At 67.8% G+C, this 13,985-nt stretch carries 15 protein-coding genes; 11 read left to right on the top strand and 4 right to left on the bottom strand.

Features of this window, described 5'->3' with window-relative positions:
- Window positions 1-339 precede the first annotated feature (339 nt).
- From nrdH to GQQ95_RS02090, 5 genes are all read left to right on the top strand, one after another.
- Window positions 340-573: a glutaredoxin-like protein NrdH gene (gene nrdH, locus GQQ95_RS02110; protein ID WP_157425962.1), complete on the top strand. Its 234-nt coding sequence runs from the start codon at window positions 340-342 to the stop codon at window positions 571-573.
- 67 nt (window positions 574-640) lie between these two features.
- Window positions 641-1,060 (top strand): class Ib ribonucleoside-diphosphate reductase assembly flavoprotein NrdI, encoded by a 420-nt coding sequence (gene nrdI, locus GQQ95_RS02105; RefSeq protein ID WP_157425961.1) that lies wholly within the window; start codon window positions 641-643, stop codon window positions 1,058-1,060.
- A gap of 26 nt (window positions 1,061-1,086) precedes the next feature.
- A complete protein-coding gene (gene nrdE / locus GQQ95_RS02100) occupies window positions 1,087-3,192 on the top strand; it encodes a class 1b ribonucleoside-diphosphate reductase subunit alpha (protein ID WP_157426141.1) in 2,106 nt (701 codons plus the stop codon).
- 43 nt (window positions 3,193-3,235) lie between these two features.
- Window positions 3,236-4,213 (top strand): class 1b ribonucleoside-diphosphate reductase subunit beta, encoded by a 978-nt coding sequence (nrdF, locus tag GQQ95_RS02095; protein ID WP_157425960.1) that lies wholly within the window; start codon window positions 3,236-3,238, stop codon window positions 4,211-4,213.
- 186 nt (window positions 4,214-4,399) lie between these two features.
- Window positions 4,400-4,885 (top strand): GNAT family N-acetyltransferase, encoded by a 486-nt coding sequence (locus GQQ95_RS02090; protein ID WP_157425959.1) that lies wholly within the window; start codon window positions 4,400-4,402, stop codon window positions 4,883-4,885.
- 28 nt (window positions 4,886-4,913) lie between these two features.
- Here GQQ95_RS02090 and GQQ95_RS02085 read toward each other — a convergent pair whose 3' ends face one another.
- The 3 genes from GQQ95_RS02085 to GQQ95_RS02075 form a co-directional block, all read right to left on the bottom strand.
- On the bottom strand, window positions 4,914-6,083 hold the full coding sequence (locus tag GQQ95_RS02085; protein WP_157425958.1) for a zinc-dependent alcohol dehydrogenase: 1,170 nt from the start codon (window positions 6,081-6,083) through the stop codon (window positions 4,914-4,916).
- Window positions 6,080-6,532 (bottom strand): hypothetical protein, encoded by a 453-nt coding sequence (locus GQQ95_RS02080; RefSeq protein WP_157425957.1) that lies wholly within the window; start codon window positions 6,530-6,532, stop codon window positions 6,080-6,082. Before GQQ95_RS02080 ends, GQQ95_RS02085 begins: the two co-directional genes overlap by 4 nt.
- Before the next feature lie 174 nt (window positions 6,533-6,706).
- A complete protein-coding gene (locus GQQ95_RS02075; RefSeq protein ID WP_212275220.1) occupies window positions 6,707-7,663 on the bottom strand; it encodes an alpha/beta fold hydrolase in 957 nt (318 codons plus the stop codon).
- A 213-nt stretch (window positions 7,664-7,876) separates the two neighbouring features.
- On the opposite strand from GQQ95_RS02075, the gene GQQ95_RS02070 reads away from it, so the two are divergent.
- Both GQQ95_RS02070 and GQQ95_RS02065 read left to right on the top strand, forming a co-directional pair.
- On the top strand, window positions 7,877-8,827 hold the full coding sequence (locus GQQ95_RS02070) for an alpha/beta hydrolase (protein WP_157425955.1): 951 nt from the start codon (window positions 7,877-7,879) through the stop codon (window positions 8,825-8,827).
- A gap of 3 nt (window positions 8,828-8,830) precedes the next feature.
- On the top strand, window positions 8,831-10,279 hold the full coding sequence (locus GQQ95_RS02065) for a DHA2 family efflux MFS transporter permease subunit (protein WP_157425954.1): 1,449 nt from the start codon (window positions 8,831-8,833) through the stop codon (window positions 10,277-10,279).
- Between the two features lie 43 nt (window positions 10,280-10,322).
- Here GQQ95_RS02065 and GQQ95_RS02060 read toward each other — a convergent pair whose 3' ends face one another.
- The gene (locus GQQ95_RS02060) at window positions 10,323-10,664 is read right to left on the bottom strand and encodes a GNAT family N-acetyltransferase (RefSeq protein WP_157425953.1); all 342 of its coding nucleotides are present in this window, start codon (window positions 10,662-10,664) and stop codon (window positions 10,323-10,325) included.
- A 296-nt stretch (window positions 10,665-10,960) separates the two neighbouring features.
- Between GQQ95_RS02060 and GQQ95_RS02055 the strand changes: the two genes are divergently transcribed.
- The 4 genes from GQQ95_RS02055 to GQQ95_RS02040 all read left to right on the top strand — a co-directional run bounded on the left by GQQ95_RS02055 (window position 10,961) and on the right by GQQ95_RS02040 (window position 13,984).
- The gene (locus GQQ95_RS02055) at window positions 10,961-11,698 is read left to right on the top strand and encodes an alpha/beta fold hydrolase (protein ID WP_157425952.1); all 738 of its coding nucleotides are present in this window, start codon (window positions 10,961-10,963) and stop codon (window positions 11,696-11,698) included.
- Window positions 11,699-11,881: 183 nt separating this feature from the next.
- Window positions 11,882-12,763: an RNA polymerase sigma-70 factor gene (locus tag GQQ95_RS02050; protein WP_157425951.1), complete on the top strand. Its 882-nt coding sequence runs from the start codon at window positions 11,882-11,884 to the stop codon at window positions 12,761-12,763.
- Entirely contained in the window at window positions 12,750-13,115 is a 366-nt protein-coding gene (locus GQQ95_RS02045; protein ID WP_157425950.1) for a sigma-70 family RNA polymerase sigma factor family protein, read from the top strand. Before GQQ95_RS02050 ends, GQQ95_RS02045 begins: the two co-directional genes overlap by 14 nt.
- Before the next feature lie 98 nt (window positions 13,116-13,213).
- Complete coding sequence (locus GQQ95_RS02040; protein ID WP_157425949.1) at window positions 13,214-13,984, top strand: SDR family oxidoreductase; 771 nt, start codon at window positions 13,214-13,216, stop codon at window positions 13,982-13,984.
- Window position 13,985 lies beyond the last annotated feature (1 nt).

Below are 13,985 nucleotides of genomic sequence, written 5' to 3'. Positions count from 1 at the left end.
GGGACAACACCATATGTAGGGGTCGCGACCTCACGGACCCCCCAAGTGTCGTGTCGTCCACACCGTGCGAATTCGGGCGACACGCCCGGGGATCCATCCACAAGCGGGAAATCGGCGCGGGGGCGGCCTGTGGATAACCTCGGCTGGTGCCGCGGGAATCCGCGGGTCACCGGGGCATCCGATTGGGGATGGACTGTGGATGAAGCGGTGGAAAACTACAGTGATGTAACTACAGCATGTTGTGGCGGTTCAGTTCGCCAGACACTAGATGTAGTATTGAAGGCGTAAGAAAACCACGGGGGTGGGCTCCTCCGGAGCCCGAGAAGAACAGGGGAGAACATGACGGTCACGGTCTACACCAAGCCTTCCTGCGTCCAGTGCAACGCCACGTATCGGGCGCTCGACAGCAAGGGCATCGAGTACGAGGTGCTCGACGTCTCGACTGACGAGACCGCGCTCGCGCAGGTCAAGGAACTGGGCTACCTGCAGGCCCCCGTCGTGATCACCGACGAAGACCACTGGTCGGGCTTCCGCCCCGACAAGATCGCTGAGCTCGCCTCGCGCCTGGGCTGATCCGCCACCCCTCGATCGCCGTGAGCTCAGCAGAGCGAGACCGGAACGAGAAGGGAGCGCGCGAAGCATGACGAACCTGGTCTACTTCTCGAGCGTGTCGGGCAACACCGCGCGCTTCATCGAGAAGCTCGGACGGCCGGCGGATCGCATCCCGCTCCACGCGAAGGACGCTCCGCTCGTGGCATCCGAGCCCTATGTGCTGGTCCTCCCGACCTATGGCGGGGGCGACGGCAACGGCGCCGTGCCCAAGCAGGTCATCCGCTTCCTCAACGACGCGCACAACCGGTCGCTGATCCGCGGGGTCATCGGCGCAGGCAACACCAACTTCGGCACGGGCTACTGCCTGGCCGCCGACATCATCGCGGCCAAATGCCATGTGCCGCTCATGTATCGCTTCGAAGTATTCGGAACACCTGACGACGTGAACGCCGTCAACGAGGGATTGGACGAATTTTGGTCAACGCAGCAGCTTCTGACAGCGGTGTAGCCGTGATCGACGCACCGCGCGTGGGAATGGACTACCACTCGCTCAACGCGATGCTGAACCTCTACGGCCCGAACGGCGAGATCCAGTTCGACAAGGACAAAGAGGCGGCGCGCGAGTACTTCCTCCAGCACGTCAACCAGAACACCGTCTTCTTCCACTCGCTGAAGGAACGGCTCGACTACCTCGTCGAGAAGGAGTACTACGAGCAGGCCGTGCTCGACCAGTACTCGTTCGAGTTCATCACGAAGCTCAACGACCTCGCGTACTCGAAGAAGTTCCGCTTCGAGACGTTCCTCGGCGCGTTCAAGTACTACACGAGCTACACGCTCAAAACGTTCGACGGCAAGCGCTACCTCGAGCGCTTCGAGGACCGCGTCGTCATGACCGCCCTCGGCCTCGCGCAGGGCGACGAGCAGCTCGCCGTCAACCTGGTCGAGGAGATCATCGGCGGCCGCTTCCAGCCGGCCACCCCGACGTTCCTCAACACGGGCAAGGCGCAGCGCGGCGAGCTCGTGTCCTGCTTCCTGCTGCGCATCGAAGACAACATGGAGTCGATCTCGCGCGGCATCAACTCCGCCCTGCAGCTCTCCAAGCGCGGCGGCGGCGTGGCGCTCTCGCTCTCCAACATCCGCGAGGCCGGCGCCCCGATCAAGCAGATCGAGAACCAGTCCTCGGGCATCATCCCCGTGATGAAGCTCCTCGAAGACTCCTTCAGCTACGCGAACCAGCTGGGTGCCCGCCAGGGTGCCGGCGCGGTGTACCTCAGCGCGCACCACCCCGACATCATGCGCTTCCTCGACACCAAGCGCGAGAACGCCGACGAGAAGATCCGCATCAAGACGCTCTCGCTGGGCGTCGTCGTGCCCGACATCACGTTCGAGCTCGCCAAGAACGGCGAGGACATGTACCTCTTCTCGCCGTACGACGTCGAGCGCGTCTACGGCAAGCCGTTCGGCGACATCTCGGTCACCGAGAAGTACCGCGAGATGGTCGACGACCCGCGCATCAAGAAGACGAAGATCAACGCGCGCGAGTTCTTCCAGACCCTCGCCGAGATCCAGTTCGAGAGCGGATACCCCTACATCGTGTTCGAGGACACGGTGAACAAGGCGAACCCGATCAAGGGCCGCATCAACATGTCCAACCTCTGCAGCGAGATCCTGCAGGTGAACACGCCGACCACGTACAACGAGGACCTCTCGTACAACGAGATCGGCAAGGACATCAGCTGCAACCTCGGTTCGCTGAACATCGCCCTCACCATGGACTCGCCTGACTTCGGCAAGACGGTCGACACCGCCATCCGCGGCCTCACCGCCGTGTCGAACATGAGCCACATCACCTCGGTGCGCTCGATCGAAGACGGCAACGACAAGTCGCACGCCATCGGCCTCGGCCAGATGAACCTGCACGGCTACCTCGCCCGCGAGCGCATCTTCTACGGCAGCGAAGAGGGCATCGACTTCACGAACATCTACTTCTACACGGTGCTCTTCCACGCGCTGCGTGCGTCGAACAACATCGCGAAGGAGCGCGGCGAGACCTTCGACGGGTTCGCCGAGTCCAAGTACGCCTCGGGCGAGTTCTTCGACAAGTACACGGATGCCGCGTGGGTGCCCTCGACCGCCAGGGTCACGCAGCTCTTCGCCGACTCGAACGTGCACATCCCGACGCAGGAGGACTGGAGGGCGCTGAAGGCGTCCGTCCAGGAGTTCGGCATCTACAACCAGAACCTGCAGGCCGTGCCGCCGACCGGGTCGATCTCGTACATCAACAACTCGACGGCGTCGATCCACCCGATCGCGTCGAAGATCGAGATCCGCAAGGAAGGCAAGCTCGGTCGCGTCTACTACCCGGCCGCGTTCATGACGAACGACAACCTGGAGTACTACCAGGACGCCTACGAGATCGGCTACGAGAAGGTCATCGACACGTACGCCGCGGCGACGCAGCACGTCGACCAGGGCCTCTCGCTCACGCTGTTCTTCAAGGACACGGCGACGACGCGCGACATCAACAAGGCCCAGATCTACGCATGGAAGAAGGGGATCAAGACGATCTACTACATCCGCCTGCGTCAGATGGCCCTCGAGGGGACGAACCTCGAAGAGTGCGTCTCCTGCATGTTGTAATTGCCACCTCATCAGGCATCAAATTTCTAGAGAGAATGAAGCGATGACTCCCGAGAAGCTCAAGCTCGTCGACCACGTGCAGGCGATCAACTGGAACCGCATCCAGGACGACAAGGACCTCGAGGTCTGGAACCGCCTGGTCAACAATTTCTGGCTGCCCGAGAAGATCCCGCTGTCCAACGACATCCAGTCGTGGAACACGCTGACGCGTGATGAGCAGATCCTCACCCAGCGGGTGTTCACGGGCCTGACCCTGCTCGACACCATCCAGGGCACGGTCGGCGCGGTCTCGCTCATCCCCGACGCGATCACGCCGCACGAAGAGGCCGTCTACACGAACATCGCGTTCATGGAGTCGGTGCACGCGAAGAGCTACTCGTCGATCTTCTCGACGCTGTGCTCGACGAAGGACATCGACGACGCGTTCCGCTGGTCGGTCGAGAACGAGAACCTTCAGAAGAAGGCCTCGATCGTCATGGAGTACTACCAGGGCGACTCGCCGCTGAAGCGCAAGGTCGCCTCGACGCTGCTCGAGAGCTTCCTCTTCTACTCGGGGTTCTACCTGCCGATGTACTGGTCGTCGCGGGCGAAGCTCACCAACACGGCCGACCTCATCCGCCTCATCATCCGCGACGAGGCCGTGCACGGGTACTACATCGGCTACAAGTTCCAGAAGGGCCTCGAGAAGGTCTCGCAGGAGGAGCGCGACGACATCAAGGACTACACGTTCTCGCTGCTGTACGAGCTCTACGACAACGAGGTGCAGTACACGCAGGACCTCTACGACGGCGTCGGCCTCACCGAAGACGTCAAGAAGTTCCTGCACTACAACGCCAACAAGGCGCTCATGAACCTCGGCTACGAGGCGATGTTCCCGAAGACCGTCACCGACGTGAACCCGGCCATCCTCTCGGCGCTCTCGCCGAACGCCGACGAGAACCACGACTTCTTCTCGGGGTCGGGCTCGTCGTACGTCATCGGCAAGGCCGTCTCGACCGAAGACGAGGACTGGGACTTCTAGCCCCGGCGCGGCGTCGAGTGCGGGACTCGTCTTGTCGTATCTGTGTCTGCTTGCCGCGCTCGTGCCACTGATTGGAGACTTCGTCGGCTTGATGGTTGCATCCTGACCGAAGCGGACAGCCGCAGGTTGTACTCGAGAGGCAGGTCTGCGGCGGCATGTTCGAGCGGCCTGCCAAGATCGGAGGTCATGATCACACGCACGCTTCGGGCCGACGAAGTCGCCGGCTTGGCTCCGCATCTGCTGGAACTTCAGCGACACGCGTACCGGGTCGAGGCCGCGCTCATCGGTGACGACCGAATCCCGCCATTGCATGAATCACTGCAGGATCTCGTATCCGCGAAGCTGCACTGGGTGGTGACCTTCGATGGCGACCGGATCGCTGGCGCCCTGGGGTACTCGGTAGAGGGAGGGGCGGTTGACATCGACCGTCTCATGATCGATCCGAGATATCACCGAAGGGGTCTCGGATCTTCCCTGGTGACCGAAGTCATGTCACTCGAGCCGCGAACCATCGTGGCGACCGGACGTGAGAATGCGCCCGCTCGCGCCCTCTATGAAGCTCTCGGATTCACACACGACGCTGATATCGAACCCGTCGCCGGCCTCTGGGTGAGCCAGTACTCGCGCCACTCGATCGATAGCACGGGAGCCGTCGCTGACGAGCCCCGCTGACCGAGGGCGTCGTTCGTGACCCCGGTGCCTACGGCTGGAACACGGCTCGGACGCACCCGTCGGTCTTGTCCTTGAACATCGCGTAACCCTCCGGCCCGTCCTCGAGCGGCATGATGTGGGTCGCCAGGTGCTCGGTCCTGAGTTCGTCCCGGGACATCCGCTCGAGCAGCATGGGGATGTAGCGATGCCCGTGCTGCTGCGCGGACCGGAGGGTGAGGCCCTTGTTCATGATGGGCCCCAGCGGGAACTTGTCCACGAAGCCGCCGAAGACCCCGAGCACGAAGACGCTCCCGCCCTTGCGCGCGGCGAAGATCGCCTCCCGCACGGCGGTGGGGCGGTCGGTCTGGAGCCGCAATTGCTGCTTGATCTGGTCGTAGGCGAAATCGAGCCGATTGCTGTGCGCCTCCATGCCCACGGCTTCGATGCACACGTCGGGCCCGCGCCCTCCGGTGATCTCCCGGAGCTCGGCGAGGACCTCGCTCGTCTCGTAGTTCATCGTCTCGGCGCCGATCACCTGCTCGACCTGGGCCAGGCGCTCCTGGTAGCGGTCGATCACGATGACGCGTTCCGCGCCGAGGAGCAGCGAGGCTCGCGCCGCCATCTGCCCGACGCCGCCCGCGCCCCAGACCGCCACGGTGTCGCCGGCCTTGACCCCGCCCAGGTCTGCACCCATCCAGCCGGTGGGAGCGGCATCGGAGGCGAACAACGCCCGCTCGTCGCTCACGCCGTCAGGAATCGCGAAGGCGCCCTGGTCGGCGTACGGGACCCGGATGTACTCGGCATGGCTGCCGGCCCACCCGCCCAGCGCGTGGGAGTAGCCGTAGCACCCGCCCGGCGCCTGCCCCCACAGCATCTCCGGGATGCCGGCGTTGGGGTTGCCGTTGTCGCAGAGCGAGTACAGCTCGTTCCGGCAGTACCAGCACTTCCCGCAACTGATGAACGAGCACACCACGACGCGGTCGCCGACCCGATGCCTCGTCACGGCGGAGCCGGTCTCGACGACCTCGCCCATGAACTCGTGACCCAGCACGTCCCCGCCTCGCATCGTCGGAACGTAGCCGCCGAGCAGGTGCAGGTCGGACCCGCACGAGGTGGTCAGCGTCACGCGCACGATGATGTCGTGGGCGTTGAGGATCTTCGGGTCGTCCACCTTCTCGACCGCGAGCTTGTTGACCCCGGTCCAGCACAGCGCCTTCACAGCACACCCTCGCCTTTCGCCTCGTCCTCTGCCATGTCGACGGCGGCCCCGAAGGGGGTGCTCGGCCGCTTCCCGTGCGGGCGCGGAGTGGCACGCAGGATCTCGCCGGTCTCGAACACCTGCTTCGCGTCGCGCAGCGCGACCCGCAGCGCCTGACGGGGATTCTCGTCGCCGATCACGGCCGAGAGGTCGGCGCCGTCACGTCGGCGGGCGTGCACCTCGAATCCCCTGTCGCCGGGTGCCCGGTCGATACGGATCTCCAGCATCTCCGCGAGCCGCTGCAACGGCGCCGGATAACCGTTCTCGGTGAAGGCCGCGGAATCGCCGAAGATCGTGACCGCCTTCCAGCCGTCGGGATGCCGACCGTCACCGTCGGTGTCCCGCTTCTCCCGGACCAGCGTCCTCGCCACCAGGCCCGCGGCCACGCCGACGGCGCCGACGGCGACCACTGTCTTCACTCCCATGACTCCTCCTCTGGATGAGCGGGCCGCGCTCCCGAGCGGCACCCTCGGCTCCGAATGCCGCCCACGATAGGCACGCGGAGACCGGGCGGCCGAGGGACTTCACAGGTGCCGTCGACGGGAGTACAGTGCGCGCCCCCTCAGGAGTAGGCGCCGTCGCGCTCACGGTTGTGAGGAGAACAGGGACGCCGCGGGCGAAGGCAGGCCGGCGAGTGCCGCCGCGCTGCGGATCGCGTCGGCGAAGGCGAGCGGCGCCTCCTGCGGGAGGTTATGGCCGGCGTGCGGTACCTGTCGGTGCTCGTAGGGGCCGGTGAAGCGCACCCCGGCGGTCGCGGCGTCGCGCGCCGGGAAGTTGCCGTCGGCGAGTCCGTCGAGCGTGACGGCCGGCACGCTGATCGAGGGGAGTTGCGCCAGCTGGGCCTCGAGACGGGAGTACTCGGGCGCCCCTGGCACGTGGAAGAGCCGGTGCCGGTACGAGTGGATCACGACGTCGACGTAGTCGGGGTTCTCGAACGCGGCTGCGGCGCGGTCGAGTTCGGCGTCGTTGAATCGCCAGTCGGGTGAGTTGCGGCGCCAGATCACCTCGGCGATGCCCCGCCGGTCGGCGGCGAGGCCCGCTCGGCCGCGCTCGGTGAGGAAGTAGAAGAAGTACCAGAAGCCGGCTTCGAGCTCCGGCCGGATCGGCTGCATCGACGTGCTGATGTCCTGGATGAGGTAGCCGTTGACGGACACCAGGGCGCTGACACGTTCGGGCCGGAGCGCGGCGACGACGCAGGCGGCGCGCCCGCCCCAGTCGTACCCCGCGAGGATGGCGCGCGGAAGACGGAGGGCGTCCATGAGCTCGATGAGGTCCTGCCCGAGCGCGGCCTGCTGCCCGGTGCGGGGGACGGCAGCATCCAGGAATCGCGTGTCGCCGTGTCCACGCAGGTAGGGCACGATGACGCGGAACCCCGCATCGGCCAGCATCGGCGCGACGTCGACGTAGCTGTGGATGTCGTACGGGAACCCGTGCAGCAGGAGCACGGGCGAGCCGTCCGCCGGGCCCGCCTCGACGTACGCGACGTCGAGGTGTGCCGTTCGGACGTGTCGCAGTGGCGTCAGCTGAGAAAGTGCGCTCATGGTGTGCTCCTTCGTGCAACGGGAGGCGGTCAGGCCCGTTCCGGATGGACCGGTCATGAGCTTCGACCGGGCAGGGCGTGTCCGTGTGACGGCGCCGAAGACACGGCATCCGCTCGAATGCGCCTGTCACAGCGGAGCGAGCGGCCCGGTCGTAGATGGCACGGAGCATCCGCGGGATGCCCGCTCCTCACCGCCGACACGAAAGGCACGATCATGCACGCGCACACGCTCGACCCCGAGGCCCAGGCCATCGCCGACGCCACCTTCACGCCCCCGTTCCTCTACCAGCTCGGCGCCGACGGCGCCCGGAAGGTCCTCGACGACCTGCAGGCCGCCCCGATCGACAAGCCCGACGTCGATGAGGAGTGGATCACCGTTGCCGCGGAGGTCGGCGACGTGCAGGTGCGCATCGTGAAGCCGGTCGGCTCGACGGGGCTGCTGCCGACGATCCTCTACATCCACGGCGGCGGCTGGGTCATCGGCAATGCCGCGACCCACGACCGGCTCGTGCGCGAGCTCGCGGTCGGCGTCGATGCGGCGGTGGTGTTCGTCGAGTACGACCGCTCGCCGGAGGCGCAGCATCCGGTCGCCATCGAGCAGGCCTACGCGACCGCGCAGTGGATCACCCGTGCCGGGGTGGAGAAGGGCTTGGACGCGGCACGACTCGCGGTGGCCGGCGACTCGGTCGGCGGCAACATGACGGCGGCCGTCGCGATCCTCGCCAAGCAGCGCGGCGACGTCTCGTTCGTGCACCAGTCGATGTACTACCCGGTGACGGATGCCGCCCAGGACACCGCCAGCTACCGGGAGTTCGCCGACGGCCCGTACCTGACCGCGGCCGCCATGGCGTGGTTCTGGGACTGCTACCAGCCGGATGTCGCGAAGCGGAGCGACATCACGGCCTCACCGCTTCGGGCGACGACCGAGCAGCTCACGGGGCTCCCCGAGGCGTTCCTGATCACCGACGAGAACGACGTGCTCCGCGACGAGGGGGAGGCCTACGCCAGGCGACTCGTCGAGGCGGGCGTGCGCACCACGAGCGTGCGCTACAACGACACCCTGCACGACTTCATGATGCTGAACCCGCTGCGGCCCTCGGCAGCCGTGACCGCGGCGGTCGAGCAGGCGGTGCACGTGCTCCGCAAGGCCCTCGGCCGCGCCTGAGCGATGATGATGGCCAGATGGACGACCGCGCCGCAGCGCGCGGTGCTGGTGGTTGCCATCCTCGCGTCGTTCGCCGCGTTCCTGGACGGGAGCGCGGTGAACGTCGCATTGCCGGCGATCAGCGCCGACCTCGGTGGCGGGCTCTCGTCCCAGCAGTGGGTCGTGGACGCGTACCTCCTGAGCCTCGGCGCCTTCATCCTGCTCGCCGGGTCGCTCTCCGACGTGTTCGGCCGCAAGCGCGTGCTCATGACCGGACTCATCGGCTTCGGCCTCACCTCCGTGGCCTGCGCGATCGCTCCGACCGTCGAGACGCTCATCCTCGTGCGGGGCCTGAAGGGCGTCTTCGGCGCCCTCCTGGTGCCGAGTTCGCTCGCCCTCATCCTCGATGCCTTCCCGGCGGACCGGCAGGGTCGCGCGATCGGAAACTGGACGGCGTTCACGAGCATCGCCACCATCGCCGGACCCGCGCTCGGCGGGGTGCTCGTCGACTCGCTGTCCTGGCGATGGGTCTTCGGCGTCAACGTGCTGCCGATCGCGCTCGCCGTGGCACTCGCGCATCGGCTCGCGGAGGATCCGCCGCGATCGCCCGGCGCCCGAGTGGACGTCGTCGGAGCCCTGCTCGGCGTCGCCGGGCTCGGGCTCCCCGTCTTCGTGCTCATCGAGCACGCGAGGTTCGGATGGGACTCGCCGATCATCATCGCCGCGCTCCTCGTCGGGGTCGCGAGCTTCGTCGGGTTCGTCCTGTGGGAGCTGCGGACCGCGCAGCCGATGCTGCCGATGGGGATCTTCCGCGCCCGGAACTTCACCGTCGGGAACGTCGCGACCTTCTTCGTCTACGGGGGACTCTCGCTGGGCACCTTCGCGCTGGCGGTCTTCCTCCAGCAGAGCGCCGGCTACTCGGCGACGATGGCCGGCCTCGCGATGATCCCCTCGAGCCTCGTGCTGATCGGCCTGTCCGCGTACGTCGGGCGGCTGAGCGGGCGCGTCGGGGCCCGCCTGCTCATGGGCGCGGGCCCGGTCATCGCGGGCGGCGGGTTCGCCCTGATGCTCGCCATCACCGACGACGCCTCCTACCTGACGCAGGTGCTTCCGGCCGTGCTCGTCTTCGGGCTCGGCATGGCCGTCACGGTGGCGCCGCTGACCGCGACCATTCTCGGTGCGGTCGACTCGACGCACTCGGGCATCGCCTCGGCGACCAACAACGCCGTCTCTCGAATCGCCGGCCTCATCGCCGTCGCGCTCGCCGCGACCCTCGGCGGATCCGCGACGATCGACCTCGACAGCTTCCACCGACTCGTCGCGTCGTCGGCCGTGGCCATGATCATCGGCGGAGTCGTCTCCGCGGTCGGCATCCGGGACGCGAAGCGCCGCACCGGGTTCGAGCCCGGCTCGAGGTCCGCCGTCGCCGACCGGGCGGTTCCGCACCAGCTCGCCCAGGGGCCCGGGCGCTGAGCCGGTGAGGGCGTTGAGCCGCCGCCATCGAGGGGGAGATCACCTAGGCGATCTCCCCCTCGATGGTCATCAGATCCGCGTACTGCGGGTTCTGGGCCATGAACGCCGCCACGACGGGGCACCGTACCGTGATCGGCAGGCCGAGCCCACGGAGGTCGTCGAGCGCATCGGCGATGAGGTCGGGGGCGATGCCCCGCCCGCGGAACTCGGGGACGACGGTCGTGGTGAGCACGACGATCCGGCCTCCGACCACGTCGTAGCGGAAGCTCGCGACCTGTCTGCCCGCGATGACCGCGGCGTAGACGTGATCCTCGGGACGGTGATGCACCTCGATCTCGGCTTCGGCGTCAGCCGACGGCCGGTCGATGTCATCTCGTTCATCCATCAGGTCCTCCTCGGTTCGATCGCGGGCTGCGACAGGATCTCGGCGGCGGGTGGGACCAGCCGTGCTCTGCTTGGCGCAACCTTCCGAAGAGGCCGCCTGAAACCCGGTGTTCCCGCTCTTCTCTCACGACTCGGCCGAGCCTGTCGTGAGCGTTGACCGGGCAGCCCCCGGACTTGTGACGGGATGAGGCCGACGGATGCCGCGCCGCCGCGCCCGTCACAGCGAGCAGCGTTCCCCGGTCTGAGTTGGTATCGCGTCCGCACCGGGTGGGGGTGATCTCGAGAAGGGGAACAGTCATGTCAGATCAGAAGCCGACCGTCGTGCTCGTGCACGGCGCATTCGCCGAGTCCGCGAGCTGGAACGGCGTCATCGCGGCGCTCTACGCCGAGGGCATCACCTCCGTGGCGGTCGCGAACCCGCTCCGCGGCCTCGCCGGAGACTCCGCGTGCGTTCGCGACGTGATCGCCTCTGTCGACGGGCCCGTCGTGCTCGTCGGCCACTCGTACGGCGGCCTCGTCATCAGCGAGGCATCCGCCGGCAACGACCAGGTCGTCGGCCTGGTGTACGCGGCCGGTTTCGTGCCCGAGCCGGGCGACAGCGCGTTCTCCCTCTCCGCGAGCGAGCCGGGGTCGACGCTCGGCGACGCGCTCGATGCGCACCCCATCTCGACCGGAGGCGTGGAGCTCGTCATCCGCCGCCCGCTGTTCCGCGACCAGTTCGCGGCCGACGTGCCCGTGCAGGTCGCCGGCCTGATGGGCGCGACCCAGCGCCCCGTGACCGAGTCCGCCCTGAAGGACGCCGTGCAGGCGCCGACGCCGGGGTGGAAGGACCGCCCGTCCTGGCACGTATTCGGCAGCGAGGACCGCAACATCCCCGCTGCGGTGCACCGTGCCGGTGCCGAACGCGCCGGCTCCCGCGGGTCGACCGAGATCGCCGGGGCCTCGCACGCGATCAGCGTCTCGCAGCCCGAAGCGGTCGCCGCCACCATCCTCGACGCCATCCGCGGCGTGACCGAGGATCGAGCCGCCGCCTAGACCGCCGCGGGCAGGGGCCGGGTGCGCGGGACCGACGGCCGGGCCTCGCGCACCCGTCGGCGCCGGGCCGGTCGTCCCGGGAATCTCGACGGAATGTCCGGATGTCGTCACAACCCGGCGCCCGGTCCGGTCAGAGTTGACAAGGACAGCCAGCGCTTCTCGACCGACGGGCAGGATCAGAACATGGACGCGAACCTCGACGACGCCCTCGCCGCCTTCCAAGCCGTGCGCGGGAGGCTCTTCGGCATCGCGTATCGCATGCTGGGCAGCGCGAGCGAGGCCGAGGACATCGTCCAGGACGCGTGGGTGCGCTGGCAGGGCACCGATCGCACGGTGGTGCAGGACCCGCCCGCGTTCCTCGCGACGGCGACGACCAGGCTCGCGATCAACGCGCTCCAGTCGGCGCGCGCCAAGCGCGAGACGTACATCGGTCCGTGGCTGCCCGAACCGGTGGACACGAGCGATGACCCGACGCTCGGCGCCGAGCGGGCGGAGGCCCTCGGCTTCGCCGTTCTCGTGATGCTCGAACGCCTCACGCCGACCGAACGGGCCGCCTACGTGCTGCGGGAGGCCTTCGCCTACCCCTACGAGCAGATCTGCGAGATCGTGCAGGTCTCCGAGGCCGCCGCTCGGCAACTCGTCTCTCGAGCGCGCAAGCACCTCGTGGACGGGCGCCGGCGCGAGGTGCCGTTGGCGGAGCAGCGACGCCTGCTCACCGCGTTCCTCGCCGCGGCCAAGACCGGCGACCTCGACGAGCTGGAGCACCTGCTCTCCGAGGATGTCGTCTCGTACTCCGACGGCGGTGGCGTCGTGCGGGCCTCGAAGTTCCCGGTCTTCGGTCGCGAGCGGGTCGCCAAGTTCATCCGTGCGTTCCGGTCGCACTTCTGGGAGGGTGTCGACGTCACCGAATCGGACACCAACGGCCAGGCATCGGTGCTGCTGTCGAAGGACGGCACCACGTTCGCGGTCCTGACGGTGGTCGCCGGCGACGTCGGCATCGAGCAGGTGCTGTGGATGATGAACCCCCACAAGCTCGGCGCGGTGGGCCTCCGTGCCGCAGGCTGACCTGCCCGCTCGCCTGCGCGCCGCACTGCACCACGGCGACGAGCTGGCCCTGGCGAGCGTCCTGCACCATGACGTGTCCCTGGTCGCCGACTCCGGCGATGACTCCGGCGGCGAGCTGCGCGGTCGCGCCCGCGTCATCCGCGCATTCCACGAACTCCAGCGGCGGCATCCGGATGCCTCGTTCCGCACCGCGCACGTCAACGGGCAGCCGGGCCTCACGTTCCGGCGACGCACCGGCCAGGTGGTCGCCGTGCTCGGCGTCGACGGGAGGACCGCGATCGTGCGGCTCTGGCTCTGCACCGCACCGCCGAAGCTCGCCGGCTGGAATCGCCACCGCCCCGAGGCCGACTGACGATTCTGCGAGCTCCCGTCACAGATGGGCCGCGAGCCCGGTCTGAGCTTCATGACGGCAGCGGAATCGCCGCGGCCCTGACGGAAGGCACTGAAGTCATGAAGATCGTCGTCATCGGAGGCACCGGCCTCATCGGATCCAAGGTCGTCGAGCACCTCGCCGAGCACGGCCACGAGGCCGTCGCCGCGTCGCCGAACTCCGGCGTGAACACCATCACGGGCGAGGGCCTGGCCGAGGTCCTCGAGGGCGCGAACGTGGTCGTCGACGTCTCGAACTCGCCGTCGTTCGCCGACGACGACGTGCTCGCGTTCTTCACCACGTCGACCACCAACCTGCTCGAGGGCGAACGCGCCGCGGGCGTGACGCATCACGTGGCCCTGTCGATCGTCGGCGCCGAACTGCTGCCGAGCAGCGGCTACCTCCGGGCCAAGGTCGCGCAGGAGAAGCTGATCGAGGAGTCGGGGCTCCCGTTCTCGATCGTTCGCGCGACCCAGTTCTTCGAGTTCGTCGGTCGCATCGCCGAGGAGGCCACCGTCGACGGCACCGCGCGCCTCAGCACGGGGCTCATGCAGCCGATCGCCGCGGCGGATGTCTCGGCCGCCGTCGCCCGTGTCGCCGCCGGAACCCCCCTCAATGGCACGCTCGAGATCGGCGGCCCGGAGCGCTTCCCGCAGGATGAGTTCGTCCGCCGCGGGATGGCCGCCAAGGGCGACTCGCGGACCGTGATCGGCGACCCCGAGGCTCCGTACTTCGGCACGAAGCTGACCGGTACCGAGCTCGTGCCGACGAGCGAGGACGCACAGCTCTCGACCACGACGTTCGCCGACTGGCTGGCCGAGCAGCCGGCGACGGCCGCCCCGGTGAAGTAGC

This window comes from Agromyces salentinus, from assembly GCF_009749395.1.
GTDB lineage: Bacteria > Actinomycetota > Actinomycetes > Actinomycetales > Microbacteriaceae > Agromyces > Agromyces salentinus.
The sequence above is the reverse complement of the archived record's forward strand: the minus strand, read 5'-3'. Positions and strand labels throughout refer to the sequence as shown.

What these genes read in the sequence shown, in the direction of transcription:
- nrdI (WP_157425961.1), top strand. Translation starts at nt 641, where the DNA reads ATGACGAACCTGGTCTACTTCTCGAGCGTGTCGGGCAACACCGCGCGC.
- nrdH (WP_157425962.1), top strand. Translation starts at nt 340, where the DNA reads ATGACGGTCACGGTCTACACCAAGCCTTCCTGCGTCCAGTGCAACGCC.
- GQQ95_RS02090 (WP_157425959.1), top strand. Translation starts at nt 4,400, where the DNA reads ATGATCACACGCACGCTTCGGGCCGACGAAGTCGCCGGCTTGGCTCCG.
- nrdE (WP_157426141.1), top strand. Translation starts at nt 1,087, where the DNA reads ATGGACTACCACTCGCTCAACGCGATGCTGAACCTCTACGGCCCGAAC.
- GQQ95_RS02055 (WP_157425952.1), top strand. Translation starts at nt 10,961, where the DNA reads ATGTCAGATCAGAAGCCGACCGTCGTGCTCGTGCACGGCGCATTCGCC.
- nrdF (WP_157425960.1), top strand. Translation starts at nt 3,236, where the DNA reads ATGACTCCCGAGAAGCTCAAGCTCGTCGACCACGTGCAGGCGATCAAC.
- GQQ95_RS02065 (WP_157425954.1), top strand. Translation starts at nt 8,831, where the DNA reads ATGATGATGGCCAGATGGACGACCGCGCCGCAGCGCGCGGTGCTGGTG.
- GQQ95_RS02040 (WP_157425949.1), top strand. Translation starts at nt 13,214, where the DNA reads ATGAAGATCGTCGTCATCGGAGGCACCGGCCTCATCGGATCCAAGGTC.
- GQQ95_RS02060 (WP_157425953.1), bottom strand. Translation starts at nt 10,664, where the DNA reads ATGGATGAACGAGATGACATCGACCGGCCGTCGGCTGACGCCGAAGCC.
- GQQ95_RS02075 (WP_212275220.1), bottom strand. Translation starts at nt 7,663, where the DNA reads ATGAGCGCACTTTCTCAGCTGACGCCACTGCGACACGTCCGAACGGCA.
- GQQ95_RS02070 (WP_157425955.1), top strand. Translation starts at nt 7,877, where the DNA reads ATGCACGCGCACACGCTCGACCCCGAGGCCCAGGCCATCGCCGACGCC.
- GQQ95_RS02050 (WP_157425951.1), top strand. Translation starts at nt 11,882, where the DNA reads ATGGACGCGAACCTCGACGACGCCCTCGCCGCCTTCCAAGCCGTGCGC.